16 protein-coding genes are annotated in these 20,741 nt (G+C 65.0%); 14 read left to right on the forward strand and 2 right to left on the reverse strand.

Annotated elements, in window-relative coordinates; translation table 11 throughout:
• Window positions 1–762: 762 nt before the first annotated feature.
• The 10 genes from FBY20_RS12950 to FBY20_RS12995 all read left to right on the forward strand — a co-directional run bounded on the left by FBY20_RS12950 (window position 763) and on the right by FBY20_RS12995 (window position 15,230).
• On the forward strand, window positions 763–2,022 hold the full coding sequence (locus tag FBY20_RS12950; protein ID WP_142052498.1) for a nucleotide sugar dehydrogenase: 1,260 nt from the start codon (window positions 763–765) through the stop codon (window positions 2,020–2,022).
• 38 nt (window positions 2,023–2,060) lie between these two features.
• Complete coding sequence (locus tag FBY20_RS12955) at window positions 2,061–4,541, forward strand: hypothetical protein (protein WP_142052502.1); 2,481 nt, start codon at window positions 2,061–2,063, stop codon at window positions 4,539–4,541.
• Window positions 4,538–6,595: a glycosyltransferase gene (locus FBY20_RS12960; RefSeq protein WP_056319979.1), complete on the forward strand. Its 2,058-nt coding sequence runs from the start codon at window positions 4,538–4,540 to the stop codon at window positions 6,593–6,595. Before FBY20_RS12955 ends, FBY20_RS12960 begins: the two co-directional genes overlap by 4 nt.
• A 43-nt stretch (window positions 6,596–6,638) precedes the next feature.
• A complete protein-coding gene (locus FBY20_RS12965) occupies window positions 6,639–7,796 on the forward strand; it encodes a polysaccharide biosynthesis/export family protein (RefSeq protein WP_056320018.1) in 1,158 nt (385 codons plus the stop codon).
• A gap of 17 nt (window positions 7,797–7,813) precedes the next feature.
• Entirely contained in the window at window positions 7,814–9,151 is a 1,338-nt protein-coding gene (locus FBY20_RS12970) for an ABC transporter permease (protein ID WP_056319977.1), read from the forward strand.
• A 9-nt stretch (window positions 9,152–9,160) separates the two neighbouring features.
• Window positions 9,161–9,877, forward strand: a complete 717-nt coding sequence (locus FBY20_RS12975) for a hypothetical protein (protein ID WP_056319973.1) — start codon at window positions 9,161–9,163, stop codon at window positions 9,875–9,877.
• A 121-nt stretch (window positions 9,878–9,998) separates the two neighbouring features.
• Window positions 9,999–11,030, forward strand: coding sequence for a sugar ABC transporter (locus FBY20_RS12980; protein WP_158216737.1), 1,032 nt, complete (start codon window positions 9,999–10,001; stop codon window positions 11,028–11,030).
• The gene (locus tag FBY20_RS12985) at window positions 11,023–12,936 is read left to right on the forward strand and encodes a tetratricopeptide repeat protein (protein WP_142052505.1); all 1,914 of its coding nucleotides are present in this window, start codon (window positions 11,023–11,025) and stop codon (window positions 12,934–12,936) included. The genes FBY20_RS12980 and FBY20_RS12985 overlap by 8 nt, the downstream gene beginning before the upstream one ends.
• Window positions 12,937–12,956: 20 nt before the next feature.
• Entirely contained in the window at window positions 12,957–14,186 is a 1,230-nt protein-coding gene (locus FBY20_RS12990) for a polysaccharide lyase family 1 protein (protein ID WP_142055925.1), read from the forward strand.
• A gap of 75 nt (window positions 14,187–14,261) precedes the next feature.
• On the forward strand, window positions 14,262–15,230 hold the full coding sequence (locus tag FBY20_RS12995; RefSeq protein ID WP_142052508.1) for a glycosyltransferase family 9 protein: 969 nt from the start codon (window positions 14,262–14,264) through the stop codon (window positions 15,228–15,230).
• Window positions 15,231–15,333: 103 nt separating this feature from the next.
• Here FBY20_RS12995 and FBY20_RS13000 read toward each other — a convergent pair whose 3' ends face one another.
• Together FBY20_RS13000 and FBY20_RS13005 are read right to left on the reverse strand one after the other, a co-directional pair.
• Complete coding sequence (locus FBY20_RS13000) at window positions 15,334–17,424, reverse strand: PhoX family phosphatase (protein WP_142052511.1); 2,091 nt, start codon at window positions 17,422–17,424, stop codon at window positions 15,334–15,336.
• A gap of 177 nt (window positions 17,425–17,601) precedes the next feature.
• The gene (locus FBY20_RS13005; protein WP_062838994.1) at window positions 17,602–17,997 is read right to left on the reverse strand and encodes a hypothetical protein; all 396 of its coding nucleotides are present in this window, start codon (window positions 17,995–17,997) and stop codon (window positions 17,602–17,604) included.
• 226 nt (window positions 17,998–18,223) lie between these two features.
• Here FBY20_RS13005 and FBY20_RS13010 point away from each other — a divergent pair, with 226 nt between their 5' ends.
• The 4 genes from FBY20_RS13010 to FBY20_RS13025 all read left to right on the forward strand — a co-directional run bounded on the left by FBY20_RS13010 (window position 18,224) and on the right by FBY20_RS13025 (window position 20,738).
• A complete protein-coding gene (locus tag FBY20_RS13010; protein ID WP_142052514.1) occupies window positions 18,224–18,640 on the forward strand; it encodes a carboxymuconolactone decarboxylase family protein in 417 nt (138 codons plus the stop codon).
• 255 nt (window positions 18,641–18,895) lie between these two features.
• Window positions 18,896–19,519 carry an HAD-IB family hydrolase gene (locus tag FBY20_RS13015; RefSeq protein ID WP_056319966.1) on the forward strand — a complete coding sequence of 208 codons (624 nt, stop codon included), beginning with the start codon at window positions 18,896–18,898 and terminating at the stop codon, window positions 19,517–19,519.
• Window positions 19,516–20,397: a decaprenyl-phosphate phosphoribosyltransferase gene (locus FBY20_RS13020; RefSeq protein ID WP_142052516.1), complete on the forward strand. Its 882-nt coding sequence runs from the start codon at window positions 19,516–19,518 to the stop codon at window positions 20,395–20,397. Before FBY20_RS13015 ends, FBY20_RS13020 begins: the two co-directional genes overlap by 4 nt.
• Window positions 20,398–20,399: 2 nt before the next feature.
• Window positions 20,400–20,738 carry a multidrug efflux SMR transporter gene (locus FBY20_RS13025; RefSeq protein WP_142052518.1) on the forward strand — a complete coding sequence of 113 codons (339 nt, stop codon included), beginning with the start codon at window positions 20,400–20,402 and terminating at the stop codon, window positions 20,736–20,738.
• The last annotated feature ends 3 nt before the right edge of the window (window positions 20,739–20,741 follow it).

Consider the following 20,741-nt stretch of genomic DNA (forward strand, 5'->3'; position numbering starts at 1 on the left):
GAAGGTGTTTCCCGACACCTTTGGCTGAAAGCCGGTATCGCGCAAGCGTTGCCGGCTTTTTTGCATTTGCGCGGCTGAATGCAAAAACTATTTCACAGCGGCCGGTGTCTGACATCCTTCAGCGGCCGGTGTCTGACACCCTTGAGTCACTGCGTCTAGCCCGAAGTCATTTCGCTTGGGTGTCAGACACCTTGTATGGCGAGATTTTCCGAATCGCCTGCCGAATTATCCAAGGCCTGGCCATTTCCTGGCCATTTATTACCGGGCGATGAAAACCCAGGCATGTCTCGTGCTGGCAGGGGTGCGTGCTGATCCCCAGTTTGGTGCGGATTTTTATATTGCCTCACGCAATAACCTAATAAGCAGCCGATCTGGATAATGATTTTTCAGTTTCGTTAAAACGGACCAAGAAAAACGTCTTTTCATATTTGATTACATTGCTCGCAAATTCGATGTTGCGGTTTGTGTAATGAATGTAATTTTTCTAGGGATTTCCCGGGTTTATTATGGGTTGTCCTGATTTATTTCCGCAGCAATAAAAATATTTAGAAAAAAGTTTGCTGTTTGACCCCTCTACGATGCCCAGGCTCGCTACCCAGTCCGTTACGGGGTACCGAGCCAAATTCATTTTTAGCGATACGTCCGCCCCTATACGGCAACAGTATTTCGGCCTTATGTCGATTTACTCGCTTTGGGGCGTCGATTTCTAGTGTCTGCGACACGACGAAAACAGTGAGGTCCCCCGTGGTAAAGAGAATCGCAGTGTGTGGCCTTGGATATGTTGGCCTGCCCGTGGCAGTGGCATTTTCCAGGCGCTTTGATGTCATCGGTTTTGACGTGGACAAGCGGAGAATCGCACGGCTGAAAGAGGGTGATGACTGGACCGGCGAGATCGAACGCGACGTATTGCTTGCCTCCCCCATGCAGTTCACCGACCAGTTGTCCGAACTGGAAGGCTGCGACTTTTTCGTGGTCGCCGTCCCGACGCCCGTCGACGAGAAGAACAACCCCGACTTTTCCCTGCTGGTCCGCGCGTGCCAATCGCTTGGCCCCGTGCTTCGTCCGGGCTGCATCGTGGTCTTCGAATCGACCGTTCACCCCGGCGCCACCGAGGAAATCTGCGGTCCCGAACTGGAAAAGGCGTCTGGCCTGCGCTGCGGCGTCGACTTCAAGCTGGGCTACAGCCCCGAGCGCATCAACCCGGGCGACCGCGAGCATCCGCTTGAGAAGATAGTGAAGATCGTTTCCGGCCAGGACGAGCAATCGCTGGAAGTCATTGCCGGCGTGTACGAGCAGATCATCGATGCCGGCGTGCACCGCGCGTCCTCCATCAAGGTGGCCGAAGCGGCCAAGGTGCTGGAGAACACGCAGCGCGACATCAACATCGCGCTCATGAACGAGATGTCCAAGATCTGCGGCCTGGTCGGCATCCGTACGTCGGAAGTCCTGGCCGCGGCCGGCACCAAGTGGAACTTCCTGAAGTTCACCCCCGGCCTGGTGGGCGGTCACTGCATCGGCGTGGATCCCTACTACCTGACGTCCAAGGCCCAGGAACTGGGCTACCACCCCGAAGTCATCCTGTCCGGCCGCCGCATCAACGACGGCATGGCCGCGCATGTGGCTTCGCGCCTGGTGCAGCAGCTGGCGCGCAACGGCCGCCTGAACGCCTCCACCCGCGTCGGCATCCTGGGCATGACGTTCAAGGAAAACGTGCCCGACATCCGCAACTCGAAGGTCGTCGATCTTTACAACGCGCTCGGCCAGTACGGCATCACGCCGGTGGCGTGCGACCCCATGGTCGATCCGGAGCAGATGGACCACGAATATGGCATCAAGCTCGTCGGCCGCGACCAGTTCCGCGACATGGACGTGCTGATCCTGGCGGTGCCGCACCGCGAAACCATGGAAACCATCTGGGAAGACCTGCCGCAGCTCGTCAAGAGCGGCGGCATGGTGTGCGACTTGAAGTCCGTCCTGGACCCCAAACGGCTGCCGGCCGACCTCTTGTACTGGACTCTGTAGTTCAGGCGCGTAATCCATACCTACAGGAGAGACCCTGAATGACTGCTTTTACTATCGCTCCGATCGGAACCTGCCGCATCCATACGCCGCTGCGCGATGCCGTGGGCCGCTACCCGATCAAGCTTCAACTCGGCCGCAACTACGGTTTCGTGCACACGGCCGCCGAAGCGCTCCAGCAGGCCCGTTTCATGTTCGGCCAAAGCGACATCCCCGCCGACGTGCAGCGCCTGATCTTCCGTCCGTCCAATGGCGAGCAGGCTCGCCGCGGCACGCACAAGCCGGCCGACCTGTACATGGTCGAGCTGTCCTCGCGCAAGCTGCTGACCATTGACGGCCATCCCATCCAGTCCAATTACCTGGGCCGCTATTTCAGCGAGTTCTTCGCCGACCGCACGCGCACCCGCGCCTTCTGGTCCATGGCCGCCACCGACCGCCTGGCCGAACGTCGCGCGCAGCTCGATCAGGACCCGGTCTTCAAGAGCCTGAGCGCGGAAGACCGCGACCTGCTCGCCCGCATCGTCAAGCGTGACCAGACGGACGAGGAGATCGAGCAGGAGATGCGCCAGCTCGTCGAGCTGCTGGGCCGCGACAAGATCGTGTTCGTCACCCACGTGAACGCGCTCACGCCGGACAACGTGCCGATCGAACAGCGCCAGCAGCTGATCGCCGCCATTACCGCCGCCGCGCAGCGTATCGGGGTGCCGTGCTACGACCCGACGCCGCTCATGAACAAGATCGGCCAGGCCGAGGCGATGGAAGACGGCGGGCTGGACCTGACCCACTACACGCCGGTCTTCGCCGAGCGCCTGTATACGGACTGGTTCAAGAATTTCATCCGGCCGCGCATGAGCTCCTCGACCCCGCAGACCGCCGTGCCCAAGCTGGGCGCCGAGGAAAGCGTCGAGCGCATCGAGAAGCTATGGGACTCGGGCGAACTGCGCGAAGCCTCGCGCCGTGTGCGCGACGTGCTGCGTCGCTACCCGGGCCTGCCGGATCACGTGGTGCTGTTTGCGCGCATCCAGGAAGAGCTGGGCGACTACGAAGGTTCGCTGGCGCTCCTGACCAGCGCCGACGGCACCCTGGCCTCGGGCAGCAAGGCCGAGCAGATCCTGATGCGTAACCAGTTCAAGCTGGGCCGCTACGACGTGGCGTACTCGCTGGCAGCCGGCCTGCTGGGCGACGAAATCGAAACGCCGGAAATCGTGCGCATCGCGGCGGTGTCCGCGGGCCACCTGGGCTATGTCGACGAAAGCCTGGGCAACTGGAAGCAGCTGTTCCGCATCTGCGCGCCGGGCGACGCCATGTCGCTGGAAGCGGCCGACACCGTGCTGTCGCTGTTGCAGACGGGCGGCGACATGGAAGCGGCGATTCGCTGGGTCCAGGAAGTCCGCGCGGCCAATCCCGGCTACGGTCGCGGCTTCGCGGTCCTGTGGCGCGACCGGCTGCTGGCCGGCGACCGCGACGCGCTGCGCGATCTGGCGAACGAGCAGCCCAAGCTGGAAGAGGGCGACGCGCTGGAATTGGTCAAGGAAGCCTCGTGGCGCGGTTGCATCGTGGCCGCGGCGACGCTGGCGGCCTCGTGCAACCTGGCCAAGAGCGAGCAGGAAGACATCAGCGGCTGGTTGCAGGCGCAATCGGCAACGTGGGCCGAAGAAGGCAACCGCGCGCTGGAGGAAGGACGCCTGCGTGATGCGGCCGAACGCATCTGCGCGCACCGTCTGCTCAACCCCGACGCGCTGACCGGCGCACGGGCGCAGCGTGCATTCGAACGCGCCATGCGCCTCGGCGCGCGGGCCGCGCTGGTGGCGGGCAACCACAAGGAAGTGATCGACCTGACCAACCTGGCCATCGACACGAACGTGGACTTCCCCGAGCTGCACGCCATGCGTGGCCGCGCCGCCGACGCGCTGGGCGACAAGAAGACGGCCATGCGCCATCTGGAAGTTGCCGCCGCCGGCGAGTCCGCCCCGTTCAGCACGAAGCTGCACTTTGCCCGCGTGGCCTTCAATGGCGGCTGGTTCGGTGAAGCCATCGACGCCTACAAGGACGTGCTTGCCCATCCGGGCGCCGACCAGAGCGCCAAGGACGAAGCCGAGCGCCAGTTGGGCCGGTTGGGACCGCGCGCCATCCGCGGCGCCCGCGAGCTTCTGTCGAATGGCGATCATCAGGGCGCATGGAAGCTGCTGGATCGCGTGGCCCAGTCGTGGCCCGGCATGCCGGAGGTCGATCACGAGAAGCGCCGCATCCTGGCCTATCTGTACGCCGAGGCGCGCGCCCTGGATTCGTCCAGCACGACCGAACGCCTGGCGCTGGGCGAACGTATCGTCTCGCTCGTGCCTGACGATCCCATCGGCCTGCGTCTGGCCGCGGTGGGCGCGATGCGTCTGCACCGGTTCGAACAGGCCCTGCCGTACTGGAAGACGCTGCAGGAGCGTTCCGAGAACCCGGCGCAATACGACAGTTACATCGAGCGCTGCCTCGCGTGGATCGAAAAGATCAACCGGAGAAAGGCAGCATGAATCCGCCACTGATTACCGAGCGAGCGGACGCCAAGTCCGAACTTCAGCAAGTTCAAGCGCAGTTGGAGGAAATCGTTGCGGCATCGGTGCGGGTTCAAGTCGCTCAGGAAAACCTGGCGCGGGCCAAGGAGCTTGCCCGCGGCCACATGCAAGACTCGAAGGTCCGGTTCCTGCTGCTTCGCCTGCAGGAATCGGCGGGCCTGAACGAAGGCATGGCCGAGCAGTGGACGACGCTGCTCGAGGAATGCCCGGATGACCTGCAGATCGTGCGCTATTGCGCGACGCGGCTGGTGAAGGAGCGGCACCTGGACGACGCCATGGCGCTGGTCGACCGCCACCTGCCCGCGTCCACGACGAATCCGGACCGCCTGTTCGCGCGGGCCAAGCTGCTGAGCGACATCCGCGCGCACGAGCAGTCCGACGCGCTGTTCCGCAGCCTGATCTCGCAGCACACGGATCGCAACATGCGCGTGGAGTTCGCCAAGCGCCTGCGCAAGCGCGGGCTTCTGGCGGACGCCTGGGAGGCGATCGCGCCGGTGGCCAAGCACCTGACGCCAGGCAGCAAGGCGGCCGAGCTGGCCGAAGGGCTGGCCAGCGACTATGCGTTCTATCAGCGTTTCGAGTCCGAAGAGGCCTTGGCCGGCAAGGACGTGCGCATCATTTCGATGAAGCACGCGATCCTGCATTTCCGCCATCGCAAGCTTGCCGAGAACACGCCGGAAAAGGCCGTGTCCGTGGCGCTGGTCACCGGCAGCCTGGGACCGGGCGGGGCCGAGCGCCAGTTGACCCGCCTGGCCGGCGAACTGACCCGTCTGGCCGCCTCGCCGGAACAGCAGCCGCCCGACATCCTCATGCGCCCCAAGAAGGTCGAGGTGCTGGTCAAGCAGCACACCGAACCGTCCGGCGTGTCCAAGAAGCAGGATGATTTCTTCCTGCCGGTGCTCATCAAGGCGCAGATTCCCGTCACGGAGATCAACCGCCTGCCGGCGATCTCGGTGGCGCACCAGGCCCTGCCCGAAGGCAGCCTGGGCCGCCTGCTGGAGCAGCTGCCGCCGCCCGTGCACTATGGCGTGACGCGGCTGGCGCCGGTGCTGCGCGCGAACCGGTTCGACGTGGTGAGCCTGTGGCAGGACGGCACGTGCCTGTTCGGCGCCCTGGCCGCGCTTCTGGCCGGCACGCCGACCATCCACCTGGTGTTTCGCGGCCTGCCGCCGAACATCCGCAAGGACCGGTTCCGCGAAGAGTATCCCGAGCTGTACCAGGCGTTGGCGCAGGTGCCCGGCGTGGTGTTCGTCAGCAACAGCCGCAAGGCCGCGGAGGCGTATGCCGAGTGGCTGGACCTGCCGCTCGAGCGCTTTCACATCCTGTACAACGGCGTGCCCGACCTGGCGACCGATGCGTCGGACGCCGACAAGGAAAAGTGGGAAGCCTTCGAGGCCCGCACCCAGGACGCCACGGAAACGATTGGCGGCGTGTTCCGCCTGGAACCCGACAAGCGTCCGCAGCTCTTTATCAAGCTGGCGGCGCTTTACCTGAAGGAGCGGCCGCAGGCGCGCTTTTTCCTGGTGGGCGACGGGCGCCTGCGCGAGAACATCGAAGCGCTGGCGCAGGAACACGATGTCCTGGACCGGTTGCTGCTGGTGGGCCTGTCGAACCACGTGGGGTTCTGGTATTCGAAGATGGACGCCAGCGTGCTGCTGTCGCGCTATGAAGGCCTGCCCAACGTCCTGATCGAGGCGCAGCTGCTGGGCGTGCCGGTGATTTCCACGCCGGCGGGCGGGGCAGAGGAGTGTTTCGTCGAGGACGAAACGGGCCACCTGCTCAGCGACGTCGATCACCCCGACATGCACGAGGCGTACAAGAAGGTCTTGAACATGGTGGATCAGGTGCGCAGCAATGCGGACCTGCGGGCACACAGCCGCCAGCGGGCGCAGAAGCTGTTCTCGCTGGATGCGATGCTGACCAAATTCATGAGCATCTGCATGCCCGCCATGACCGAGTCCCAGAACGACGAGCGCATCGACGTGGCGCCGCAGCGCCGCATGCTGGCGTAATCGGCAGTTGTTCTTTTTCAAGTTGTTGACGCTGAAGGATCTTATGCAAATGAACGTCCCGGCCCTGGGATCGCGGCGACACGCGACCCTTGCCCTGCTGCTTCTGGCAGCGCTGACACTCTCGGGTTGCCAGCTCCCACGGTCCGGCCCGATGCTCAGCGAAATGACCGGCGCTCACGATGACAAGGACGTCATCGTGATGCCCGTGTCGCGTGAACTGGCGCAAAAGAGCAGGGTGCCCGACGTGGCCGATTTCCCTGTTCGCTACCGCGATCTGACGCAAGCCGGATTCGACAAGCTGGTGCCGGGCGACGGCATCAACGTGCGCGTCTGGGAGCGCGGCGGGCTGGGCGTGTTTGCCACGGACCCCTCCGGCGTCAGCGACCTGGGCAACCAGGAGATCGATCGTTCGGGCCATGTCTCGTTCCCGATCATCGGCAAGTTCCGCGCCGAGGGCATGACGCTTGGCCAATTGCATGACGCCATCGTGGCGCGCCTGAGCAAGCTCGTGGTCGGCGCGGACGTCAGCGTCACGCGCGCGGCCGATGCACGCGGCCAGATGGTGACGGTGCAGGGCAACCTGACCAAGCCCGGCATGTACCCCATCACGCAGACCGCCCAGCGCCTGAGCAGCGCGCTGGCGCAGGCCGCGCCGGTGCAGACCAATCCCGAGCAGCTCATCATCAGCCTGCGCCGCGACAATCAGGTTGCCTCGGTGCGGCTGGCGGACATCTACCGCAATCAGAACAACGACATTCTTCTGCGCTCGGGCGATGTCATCACCGCCTACGATGCCAAGGAATTCCTGACCGTGCTGGGCGCGGCCGGCCAGCAGGGCCGGGTCGAGATCAGCAAGCGCAACTACAGCGTGCTGGACGCGCTGGCCGATTCGCGCGGCCTGGACGACAAGCTGGCCGACCCGCGCTCGGTGTTCCTGTTCACGCCCGCGAGGGCGGGGGCCGAAGGCAAGCCGGACTTGCTGCCCGTCGTGTACCAATTCGACCTTACGCGGCCGGAGCAGGTGGCGCTGGCGCGCGAGTTCACGGTGCATGAAGGACAGGCGATCTATATCTCGGACGCGCCGTTCACGCAGGTGCAGAAGGTGTTGTCGGCCTTCCGCGTCACGATGAGCGCCGGCTTCAGCGCCACGCGAGCCATCGACAGCGATTCGGGCGGCGGTTCGACCGGCGTAGCCCAATAGCGCGTCCATGAGCGTCCATGAGTAACGAGGATCGGATCAAGGGCTGGCGCTCGCGCCGCAAGGAAAGCAACTACACGGTAGGGTCTGGCGTCGCCAACTGGCGGCTGGACCCGGCCGCGCTGTTCGAGGCCAAGGCCCCGCCGGCCGTGCTGTTCAAGCCGCTATTGGCCCGCCTGCAGGGCGAGCCGCACGACTCCGTGGCGGCGCGGCGGGCGGTGTACGAGGCCGTGCAGGCGGAGCTGGATGCCGAGATCGCACGCAGCGCGGTCGACGAGTCCCTGGCCGATTTTTCGCGGCGGCGCCTGCGCATCATCGTGCGCCTCCTGGAGCAGGACATCCGCGCGGGCGAGGACGTCTTCGCGCTGGGCTACATGCCGGCCAAGCTGATCGCCGAGGACGAGCGGCTGGCCGCCGCGCATGCGCGGCGCGTGGAGCGGCGCAAGCAGGACGAAGCACGCGAAGCGCGGCGCCATGCGTCGCGCAACGACATCGCGCTGGAGATCGAGGTCCCGCAAAGCGAGGCGGGCGACCTGGCCATCCTGCGCGACCGGCTGCGCACCCTGCATGAAGGGCATTCGGACGATACGGCCGGCCACCGGCCGATCGGCCGCACGCTGATGGCGATGTTCATCTATCAGCTGCGCGTGATGCACGGCGAGAGCCGCATTGCGCTGGTGTGGGCGCTGGTGGGCCCGGTGGTGCTGCTGACCCTGATTTCGTCGCTGTACATCCTGATGGGCACGCACTACATCCTGGGCATGGACGTGCAGACGTTCTCGCTGCTGGGCGCGACGACCTGGATCATGTTCCGCCAGATCGCGTTCCGCAGCAGCACGGCCTATGTCTCGGCGCGCGGGCTGTTGAACTTCCAGGGCGTCACCCCGCTGATGTGCGCGCTAGTGCAGGCCATGATCTATGTATCGGTGTATCTCGTGGTGTTCGGGGTGCTGATCACCGCGGGCCATGCGATCGGGCTCATCACGCTGCCCAAGAGCTGGGCCGGCTTCATCCTGTTCGTCGTGCTGATGGGCGTGGCGGGCGCGGCGATGGGCGTGCTGTTCGGATCGATCGCGACGTTCTGGCATTTTTTCCTGCGGCTGGCGCCGATCATCGAGCGCTTTCTCCAGATCTTCGCGGCCGTGTTTTTCGTGTCGGAGCAGTTTCCGGAGCAATTGCGGCCGTGGTTGCTGTGGTCGCCACTGGCGCACGGCATGCAGTTGCTGCGCTCGGCGTACTTCCAGGCGTACGAATCGCACGACGCCAGCCTGGGTTATTTCCTGACCTCGCTGGTGTTCATGATGGTGATCGCCCTGGTGGCCGAGCGCCTTGCCCGTCCCAATGTCCAGCCGATGTGAGGATGACCAATGATCCATCTCAATGGCGTAACCGACGAACCCTATGCCTTCGGCAGCAGGCTGCCGCTGCTGGCCAACGCCACGCTCGACATTCCGGCCGGGCGGTATGCCTTGCTGTCGCCCGCGCCGGAAATGCACCGCCAGCTGGTGGACGTGCTGTGCTGCCTGCGGCCGCCGCGGCAGGGTTTCGTCAAGCACGACGGCAACGTCTCCTGGGCGATTGGCCGCCAGGGCTTTATCCGCGGCAAGGCCAGCGGCCTTGCCATGATCGATTTCGTCAGCGAGATGTACGAGATCGATCCCGACGCGACGTACGAACTGGTCGCGGACCTGATCAGCGATCCCAAGATGCTGGCCAAGCCCATGGAGCATTGGCCGCTCTACGTGCGGCAGGAGTTCTCGTTCGCGCTGGCGCTGGCGCCCGCGTTCGATGTCTACGTGATCGAAGGAAGCATTCCCTTCGAGCCTTGCCGTTTCACCCGGCTCTGGCTGGCTCTGTTCGAAGAGCGGCTGGTGGGCCGGACACTCATTTTTTCCAGTTATCGCCAGAATCAGTTGGCGGATTATTGCTTCAAAGGCTTGATCTATGAACGAAGCGCGCTCAGCATCGACGACGACCTCGACCAGTGCCTCCGCAGGTATCCCCCGCGACGATCTCGGAGCGACTCCGGCACAGGCGACGACGTCCTCGGAGGCGGCTTCGACGAAGGCCAGCTCGGCTTCTGAGGGCGGATCCGAGATCGAACGCCGCCGCCGCGAGCGGCAGTCGGCGCTGCGCGAGCGCCAGCGCCATCGCTGGGTCAACGCGCTGATCGTCCTGGTGCCGGTGGTGCTGGCGCTGATCTACCTGTCCTTCGTCGCCACGCCGCGCTACGAGGCCGAGTCGCGCTTTTTCGTGCAGTCGGCGTCCAACCAGCAGGGCGGCGGGGGCGCGGCGGCCAGCCTGCTGACCACGGGCAACTCCGGCGGCATGCTGGGCGGCTTCGTGGACGGATGGGCCGTCGCGGACTTCCTGAAATCGCGCGACAGCATGCAGCAGCTTGACCGCAAGGTCGGCCTGCGGCGTTACCTGATGAACGACGGACTGGATCCGCTGAACCGCCTGGCCGAAGACTCCAGCGAGGACGATCTGTACCGCGCCTATCAGGCCTCGGTGCACGTCTCGTTCAACGCGCTGGAGCAGATCGATGTGCTGCGCGTCAGCGCGTTCTCGTCGGAAGACGCGGCCACGCTGTCCAAGGCGCTGATCGGCCTGGCCGAGGAATTCGTCAGCTCGATGAACGAGAAGGGGGTGGCCGACAAGCTGAAGGTAAGCGAGGAGTCGGTCAAGCTGGCCGAGGAAAAGGCGCTGGCGGCGCGCGATGCGCTGACGACCTGGCGCACCAAGCACGGCAACATCGATCCCAGCGCAACGGTGTCGATGCTGCTCAACCTGTCCAGCCAGCTGGAAGGCGAGCTGAGCACCGCGCAGATCAACCTGGACAAGATCCGGGCGCTGGATAACAAGGACCATTTCATGCTCAAGCCTGCGCAGATGCAGGTGGCGGCGCTGAAAAAGCGGCTTGCTTCCGTGCGCCAGCGCCTGAGCGGCGACGGCAATACGGAAGCCAAGCAACTGAAGGAATACGAGGCGCTGCGCAATGCCCAGGTGTTTGCGGATTCCAACCTGACGCTGGCGCAGCAGTCGTACCAGCAGGCGATGACGGACGCGCTGCGCCTGCAGCGGTATCTGTCCATCATCGCGCAGCCGGTTCCGACCGATCGCCCCAGCAGCCCGCGCACCGGCATTCTGCTGTTGCAGGCCCTGGCGCTGGGATTTGTGCTCATGTTCATCGCCCGCGTCGCGATGGCTTTGTTGAGGGGGCTGCGTCATGGTTGATACGGTCGTTGGAAACTGCCCGCCGCAAGTCGGCGCCGAACCGAAAGACGCCACGGCGCGCCTGCGTGACGTCATCGGACAGATCCGGGCCTCTGCAGACCCGGCGCGCGATATGACCGCGCTGGAGCCGTCGCTGCGGCCGGCGAAGGATGGCTGGCGCGAGGTCCGGCGCCTTCTGGTGTCGCCGTACGTGAAGGAGGGCAAGCTGGCCCCCGCCGTCGCGGCGCTGGAGACGCTGATTGCCGTGTATCCCGACCGGGCCGACGACAGGCGCCTGCTCGCCAGTCTGCTCGCCCGTCTGGAGCAGTGGGACAAGGCCATTGCGCAGGCGGACGCCGCCGCCGGTATCGAACCCGGCAATGCGTCGCTGCATGCCGCGCGCATCCAGCTGCGCGTGCAGGCGGGGCGCGTGCCCGAGGCGGCGGAAGTCGCCCGCACGACCCTTGCGCTTGCCCAGAGTGCGCCGGAAGATGCGTATTCGTGGCTGATGGCCTTCGTGCGCAACGGCGACGTGGCCGAGGCAGCGGGCATCGCGGCAGCGCTGGACCCGGACAACCTGCCCAATGAGCGCGTGGCCACGATGGCGGTGCGCGCTTTGCTGGCGGACCGCCGCAACGCCGCGGCCATTCGTCTTGGCGACGCCGCCTTGCGCGCGGGCCACGACTGCGCGGCGCTGCGATCGTCGCTGGGGCTGGCGCATCTGCGGCGCGGCACCGAGGAAGATCGCAAGACGCATGCGCTGGCGCACTTTGAAGCAGGCCTGAAGGCCGCGCCCGAGGACGTGCGGCTGCTGACGCTGCATGGCGAAACGCTGCTGCGCGCCGGACGCTACAAGGATTCCGTGGCGCCGCTTGCGCGCGCCATCGAACTGGCGCCCGATCTTGAACAGACGCGGGGCCTGTATGCCCGCGCGCTGCGCTACACCTTGCAGTACGACGCGGCGGCCGAGCAGATGATGTTCCTGCTGAACAAGTCGCCTGACAACCTGCTGTGGCAGCGGTCCGCCATTGGCGCGCTGTCGCAGGCCGGGCGCAAGGACGAGGCCGAGGCGCTGTTCGAGCAATACGTGGCCAAGCGCGGCGCGCGGCTGCCGGAGACCTTTCAGGAAGCCCTGGCGCGCATGGAAGCGCAGCTCGACACCGCACCCATTCCGCAGGCGCGATTGGACTGGGCCTGGTCGATGCGCGGCGACACCAGCATCGACCGCGCCACGTGGGAGCGCCGCGCGCGCTGGGGACACATGATCGACCATCTGCTGTTCGATTGGCTCGAATGCCGCGAGGAACGCGTCGAAGAGGCGATGGCCATGCTGGGTGAGCTGGACACCGGCGAGCGCTTCTTTGCGCCGCTGCTTGCCGCCGGCCGCGGTGTCGTGGTCGCCACTGCCCACGTCGGGCCGATGTATGCGGGCTTGATGGCCCTGGAACTGGTCGGCATCCCGTCGCGTTGGCTGGCGTCGGCGCCCAGCATCGCCCGCAGCAGCTACGCCGAGGCGCTGATCTCGACGGCCGACCAGACCGAAGCGCAGGTCGCCAAGGCCTGCATGCGCGCGATCAACTCGGGATTCGTGCTTTGCCTGGCGATCGACGGCGCGGCCAATCCCGCCGCGCCGCGCACGACGTTCGAAGGCCAGGACGTCACCTATTCCGGCTTTGCGGCGCATCTGGCGCACCGGATGGGTGTGCCGTCCGTGTTCTACGCGCCGCGCTGGGAGAACGGTCAGGTGGCCTACACGCTGGAAATGCTGCCGGCCGCCAATCCGGGCGAAGCCGCCGACGCCTACGCGCAGCGCTGGCAGAAGGCGTACTTCGAGCGGCTGCGCGAGCACCTTGCCGGCCCGCCGGAAAACCTGCGGCTGAGCGGCGGCATCTGGCGTCACGTGACGGCCGCGGATCCGTCCGCGTGATCCACAGGGAGCGATTTGTGATGCGACTTCAAAAGACGATGATGATCGGGCTGCTGGCGCTGTCCGGCCTGCATGGCGGCGCCGCGGCAGCGGCCGGACAGTGCAGGGCGCCTGACGAACACTGCCCGTTCGTCTCGGCGTTGCTGGCGCAGCGCGAAGGGTATGGGGCCAAGGCGACGGGCGGCCTGGGCGGCAAGTTCATTGAAGTGACCTCGGACCAGGACGCCGGCCCCGGCACGTTGCGGGCGGCGTTGGCGCAAGCCCGCAAGGGACCGACGTGGATACGCTTTGCCTCGGACATGACCATTGTCCTGAAGTCGCAGTTGCGGGTTCCGTCCAACACGACCATCGACGGCCGCGGCAAGCGCGTGGCCCTGATCGACGATGGCCTGGGCGTGTATGGCGCGAAGAACGTCATCCTGACGCACCTGACCATCGACGGGCGGCTCACCCGCATCACGCAGGCCGTGAACGTGGCCAACGACAGCCGCGACGTGTGGGTCGACCACATGGATCTGTCGCGGATGTCGGATCGCCTGTTGAACGTGAAGAACGGCTCGACGGACGTGACGATCTCGTGGACCAAGTTTCACAATTCGAACAAGGTGATGCTGCTGAACAACATCACGTCCAAGAACCTGTTCCAGAACTACGAGCGCGATTCGATTGCACGTGTAACGCTGCATCACAACTATTTCTTCAACACCGTGCAGCGCAATCCGCGCGCGCAATTCGGCACCTTCCACCTGTTCAACAATCTGCTTGAGAACTGGGACTTCTATGGCATGAGTTTCAGCCTGGAGGCCAAGGCGCTGGTGGAAGGCAACATCTTCAACAATGATGGCCAGCGCAAATGCGTGGAACCCGAGTTCTTTCCCACCGTGGAAGGCATCAATGTCAATTATTGTCGCTATATCCCGATTGCGCCGGCGCGCAGCGCATTGGAAAATGGCGACTCCGATCGCGGGGCCTATGAAAGGCGCAAGGAGGATCACGGGTACACTCGCGACTTCAAGGCGTTTCTGCGTCTGAAAGACAACCTGTACCTGGGCGATGCGAAGCCTGTGCTGCAGGATTACCGCCCCGAGTCGGCGCCCACGCCGCCGTATTGTTACGGCTACGAGAAGGCGACGCCCGAGCTGGCCGAGAAGATCCGCAAGTTTGCGGGCAATACATCGGGCGATACGCCCCTGCCGGCCTCACGCACGGGTGCGGGTTGCCAGGCTGAAAGTCATCGGCCAGGGTCTTGATTTCAGAGTTTTCCGATTGCGCGCGGTTCTGCAAGAAAGCAGGATGTCGCGCGAGATTTCACCAAGTGAGTGGCCATGGCCGATGTCGTCGTATTCGTTCGTAGCAAGTCGCGCTACGGCGACCAGATAGTGGCGTATCCCGCGCTGTATCAAGTCAAGAAATTGTGGCCGGACAAGCAGGTGCGCGTTGTGTCCCGATTTGCCGTCGAGGACTTTTATACGCAGCTGCCGTGGGTGGACCAGTTTGTCCGCGCGGACGCGTTCGGCGATCAGGTCCGGGCGCTTCCGCGGCGCGCCAGCGCGTCGTTGACCCTGCATCATTCCAGCGAGCGCTTTGCCCTGATCAACCTGCTGCGCCGTCCCCCGATGCGCCTGGGCTTCAGCAACCGCCGCCTTGGCGACTGTGTCTGGACGCATTCGCACGTCAAGGACATCCGCGAATACATCGGGCTGGCAAACCTGCGGCTGCTGTCCACGGTGCAGCACCACGACCCCGAAGTCATCGCGCGCCAGTGCTTCCTTGAAATCGCACGGCCCTGCGCGGACAAGGTGCAACCGGCCGACATCGTCTTCATCCCGGGCGGTGGCGCAGGCAAGTTCAAGCGGTGGCCGGTGGAGCATTACGTTGCGCTGGCCGATCTGCTGCAGGCGCGGCTGGGCGGCGGGGCGACGTTCACGTTTGTGCTGGGGCCGGCTGAAGCGGCCGAGCGCGAACGCCTGCAAGCCCTGCAGCGGGCGGACTTCCGGCTTGAGAGCTGCCGGCCCGTGGCCGAGCTGGTCGCGCTGATGCAGCACGCGCGCCTTATCGTCTCCAACGATTGCGGCCCCTCCCATATCGCGCAGGGCCTCTGCGTGCCCTATGTGGGCGTGTTCAACGAATCCAACCCCGAATGGTTCTGGGCCCGCGAGTACACTCGCGACGTCGTGCCAGAAGCGGGATTTTCGAATATCGATTCGATTGAGCCGGGGCGTGTGCTCCAGGCTTGCATGACGGTATTGGACAAGTCCCCGCAGCGACCCGGGCTTGATCGGTGCGCCGCTTAGCCGATCACTAGCCGGCGCCTTGCGCGCAAAGCAATAAAAAAAAGGCCACCTGCGAAGGTGGCCTTAGTGCTTGGGCGACCGGGGCGTCCCGGTCGCGCCGTCATCACACCCCGATCGGACCGCCGTCGGCACGGCGGATCACCACCGTGGACGAACGCGGGCGGACGACGCCCGTGGTGGCGACGGTGGCGTCATCGGTGTCGTAGGCCGGCCAGTTCACCGGATGCTGGATGTTCAGGAAGACGCTGGTGTAGTCCGGCGTGAAGGCAAAACCGGTCACCTCGGCTTCGTTCGGTCCGATGAAGAAGCGGCGCAGGTCGGCCTGGTTGGTCGCATTGATTGCCGGGCCCGTGCCGGTGCTGTTGGCCAGGGCGCCGGGGATCACGGCCAGCATCTGGTCGTTGGTCGCGCGGGCCACGTCGTTGTTGCGGCCGCCGTCGATGCCGTTGTCGGTCTGGATCCACAGGATGCCGCGCGGGTCGAACCCCAGGCCGTCCGGGCTGGCAAGCTGGTTCAGCGCGGTCAGGCCGGAACGGTTGGTGTCGGCATCGGCGCCGGCGTTCGAACCGAACACGAAGATGTCCCACTTGAACTTGGTCGAGCCCGGCTCGTCGTGCCAGCGCACGATGTGGCCGTTGACGTTGTTCAGGCGCGGGTTGGCCGGGTTGGTGCCGCGGCTGGCATTGCGGCTGGTGTTGTTCGTCAGCGTCAGGTATATGTCGCCGTTGGTCGGGTGCGTGGCCGTCCATTCCGGGCGGTCCATCGGCGTGGCGCCGACGAAGTCCGCTGCGCCGCGCGTGTTGATGATGATGTTTTCCAGGCTGCCGAATTCGTCGGCCAGCGTGCGGCCGCCCGCGCCCACGGTCGCACCGACGAGCGGGATCCATTGGCCCGTGCCGTCGGCGTCAAAGCGCGCGACGTACAGCGTGCCCTTGTCCAGGTACTTCGCGCCCACGGCGAGGCGGTCGGTGCGCTCGGCATCCTTCGGATCCCACACGGCTTCCGACACGAAGCGGTAGATGTACTCGAAACGGGAATCGTCGCCGCTGTAGAAGGCGAGCGGCTTGCCGGCTTCGGGCATGGCGTAGGCGCAGCCTTCGTGCGCGAAGCGGCCCATCGCGGTGCGCTTGGTGGCGATGCTGTTTTCGTTGAACGGATCGATCTCGACCAGGTAGCCGAAGCCGTTGACTTCGTTGCGCCAATCCTGCGTGAAGTCGGCGCCGGTCTCGGTGACGTTAAAGCGCGCGAACTCGCCCTGGACTTCCAGCGGATCGTTGGCGCCCGTTTCCCATTGGTAGCGGCCGGCGGTATCCGGCACGCCGACGCGAAGCTGGTGCGCGGGTCGCGTGCCGGTGTTCACGAAGCAGGCGGCCCAGTTTTCTTCAGCGGTGATGTACGTGCCCCACGGAGTGAAGCCGTTGCCGCAGTTGTTGTTGGTGCCACGCACCATCGTGCCGGCGGGCGAGTACGGGGTCTTGACCCAGTCCGTGCCGCCGACCGGGCCGGCCAGCTTCATCGGCGTGGCCGACGTGAAGCGGCGGTTGTAGCGCGAATTGTGAACGATGTTCCAGCGGCCGTTTTCCAGGCGCACGTGCAGGATCGCCACGCCATGCGCGTTGATCTCCTTGCGGATTTCCTCGATGGGACGCACGCCTGCGACGTTCGTCGGGCCGTTCGGGTGCAGCGCGCCCTGGTCGATGTATTCGTGGTTGATCGCCAGCAGGCCTTCGGTGGAGCTGCCGTTGATCGGGAAAAAGTGCATGCCGTCGTGGTGCATGCCGGTGGAGTTGAGCAGGTCCGTCGAGCTGTTGTTGCCGTTGCGGTCCCAAGGATTGGCGTTGTCGTTGAAAGGCGTGCCCCACGGCGCGAACACGTGGGCGGTGTAGCCGGCCGGCACGACACAGGCGTCGGTCATGGAGGTGGGCAGGGACTCGAAGCCGAGCTTGATCGGGGCGGCAGGCTGCTCGCCGCCGGGCACTTCGGGCGCGGGATTCTGGCCGCCGTTGCCGGCGTCGTCGTCATCGTCGTCGCTGCCGTTACAGCCGGCCAGGCCCAGGCTGGTCATCGTCGCGAACGCGGCGGCGATGCCGCCGCGCATCACCATGCGGCGGGACATGTTCTTTTCGAGGATCTCGCTGAACGGGGTGCTCTGGCTGGGGTTGCGGACAGTCTTGTCGGAGATGGACTTGCTCATTGGAACTCCTGGCTTTGGGTCTGATGCCCGATGGGGACGAGCAATACTAGAAGTCCGAAATGAAAGGTTAATGACAGTGCTCTGAAATTGCGGCGCGCGGCAAGCGCGTGGCCAAAAACAAATGGCTGACCCCGCATGCGCGGGCGTCAGCCACGGGACCCGATAAGGCAGGCGCGTCTATCTGTTCTCGTCGTCCATCGTCAGCGCGCCGTCCTTCATGATGCCTTGCGCGATCTCTTCGGCCGACTTGCCGGCAAAGCCGTGTTCGCCGGCGGTGATGCGCAGGCTGTCGCCTTCCAGCGGACTCATCAGCGTGGCCGAGGACAGGAGAATGCCGTTCGCGCGGAACTGCACGCGCTGGCCCACGCGCTCGCGCGTGAAGTTCGCCAGCGCCTTGCTGCTGTCCGGCTTGAGCTTGATGTCGACAATGCGGGCGTTGGTGTGCGGATCGGCGCCGGGCGTGGCCTGCTCGACCTGCAGGGTGACGGATTCGGCGTGGGCGGCAAGGGGGGCGGCGGCGGCCAGCGCCGCAGCCAGCGCGGTGGCCAGCATGGGATGTCGCAGGGACGGCATGGAAACGCTCCTTCTGATGGACGACGGCTCCATCCTATACGGATCGCCTCGGGCGGGGATGACCGTCTGATATATACCTGACGAAATTTTGCCGGCTTGGGCCGCTGGAATCGATTTGCGCCGCTGCGCCGCATTTGACGGGCGGGATGCGGCACGCCCACAATCGGCCGGATGAAAACCGGCAGGCGGGCCGCCGATGCCCGCCGCCACGATCCCGGAGGAACCCATGGCAGACACTCAGAAAGATACCCAGGCGCTGTTCGATCAAGGCCTGGCGCTGCGCCGCGAAGTGCTCGGCGCCGATTATGTCGACGGATCGCTGGCGCGCGCCAACGACTTCATGATGGCGTTCCAGAACATCACCACGGAGTGGTGCTGGGGCTATACGTGGGGCCGTCCCGGGCTGGAGAAGAAAACGCGCAGCATGCTCAATCTGGCCATGCTGACGGCGCTGAACCGTCCGGCCGAGATCAAGCTGCACGTCAAGGGCGCCCTGAACAACGGCGTGACGGTCGAAGAGATCAAGGAGATTCTCTTGCAGGCCACGGTGTATTGCGGCATTCCCGCGGGGCTGGACGCTTTCAAGGTGGCCAACCAGGTGCTGGAAGAGGAAGGCGCATTCAAGCAGGCACAGCAGGCCTGAGGCCCTTGCCGCGCGAAAAACGGCAGGAATCGCGCGGTGCTTTTTGCCTTGCTCGCCCGGTGGGCAGGCTATGATGAACTGTCATCAAGTGTGTTACAAATACACAACATTTGAAATAAAAAGCATAGGCTTCACCGCAGGACTGCATCGCGCAGCCCTGCGTCTGACATTACGCGTTCGCGCCTTGGGCGCCGACGCATTTTCCGGCACAGTTTGCGACGTCGCGCCCTGACTGGGCGCCGCCGCGAAAGCAGTATGGCTACACAGACGCAGTTTCCCGATTCCACGCGGGTGATCGCCGCCTTCGACTTTGACGGCACGCTCACCCAGCGCGATACGTTCGTCCCCTTCCTGGCCCACTTGTCGTGGGTCCGTTTTCTGACGGCGCTCTTGCAAACCGCCCCGGCGCTGGCGGCCTTTGCCATGCGCCTGCGCAGCAACGAAGACGCAAAAAGATCACTGTGCCGCGCCGCGCTCCGCGGACGTCCGCGCGCCCAACTGGCCCACGTCGCCCGCGCCTGGGTGCACACCATCCCGCTGCGGCCCGCGCTTATCGACCGTCTTCGCTGGCATCAGCAGCGCGGCGACCGCTGCGTGCTGATCAGCGCGTCTCCCGATATCTACCTGGAAGAAGTGGCGCGATACCTGGGGTTCGACGACCTTATCTGCACGCGCATGGCGGTGGACGCGCAGGGCCGCCTGACCGGCGACTTTGACGGCCACAACTGCTGGGGACCTGAAAAGCTGCGGCGCCTGACCGAACGCTTCGGCGGCACGGACCAATACGAACTGCACGCCTACGGCGACAGCCGCGGCGACCAGTGGCTCATCGATGCGGCGCACCACGCGTGGTATCGCGGGCAGGCGGTCAAGCCATGACCGCCTTGCTTTCCCTCTTGCGTCCGCAGCAGTGGCTGAAGAACGGCTTCGTGCTGATCGGCCTGATCTTCAGCCACGGCTGGTCCGACCCGGCGCTGGTGTTCGCGGTGGGTGTGGGTTTCGTGGCGTTTTGCCTGGCCTCCAGCGCGGTGTATGTCCTGAACGACTATTACGACCGCGCCGCCGATGCGGCCCATCCCAAGAAACGGCTGCGCGCCATCGCCAGCGGCCGGGTGAGCCTGCCTGCCGCCCGCGCGCTGATCGCTGTGCTGTTCTGCGCGGCGCTGGGCCTGCCGCTTGCGTGCGGATTGGGGCCGGTGGCGCTGGCCGTGGCCGGTTACCTGACCCTGAACATTGCCTACACGCTGAGCCTGAAGCACAAGGTGCTGGTCGATGTGTTCTGCATCGCATCCGGCTTCATGATCCGCCTGGCCTGTGGCACTTACGCGGTGGGCATCGTCCCGTCGCGCTGGATGCTGCTGTGCAGTTTCATGCTGACCCTGTTCCTGGGCTTTGCCAAGCGGCGCGCCGAGATTGCCTCGGCGCCCCTGGATGCGCCGGCGTCGGAGGGCAGCACGCGCACCGTGCTGCGGCACTATTCCCCGCAACTGCTGGACATTCTGGTGGCCATTACGGCCAGCACGACGCTGCTGGCGTATGGCCTTTACACCGTGGACTCGGACACCGCCGCGCTGCACGGGACGCAGAATCTGATCATCACGCTGCCCATCGTCACGTTCGGCGTATTTCGCTATCTGTACCTGCTGTACAAGGGCGGATCGGGCGAAGAGCCGGGGCGCGATCTGCTTGCCGACAACCAGATACGCCTGGCGGTGCTGGCCTGGGTGGCCGTGGTGGTTTTGCTTGTAAGGACGTAGACATGGCATATCTTTGGCTGATCCTCAGCGGGGCCTGTAGCGTGGCGGCCAGCGTGGCGCTCAAGGCGGCGGGAAGCAGCGCCGCACAAGCGGCCGCGCCGTCCCTGCTGAGCCAGGCGCTGCCCTATCTGGGCGCCATCGGCGCGTACGGACTGGGTTTTGGTTTTTATGCGCTGGCGCTGCGCCAGCTGGATCTGACGCTGGCCTACCCGTTGATGGTGGCTTTTGCCATCGCAGGCGTCTTTGCCTACGGTCTGTTGTCCGGCACGGAAACCATCACCGCCCTGCGGATGGCGGGCGCGGCGTTCATCGCCATTGGCGTCTTCCTGATTTCGAAATAGGCG

It is taken from the genome of Achromobacter sp. SLBN-14 (assembly GCF_006715415.1).
In the GTDB taxonomy this organism is placed as follows: Bacteria; Pseudomonadota; Gammaproteobacteria; order Burkholderiales; family Burkholderiaceae_B; genus Achromobacter; species Achromobacter mucicolens.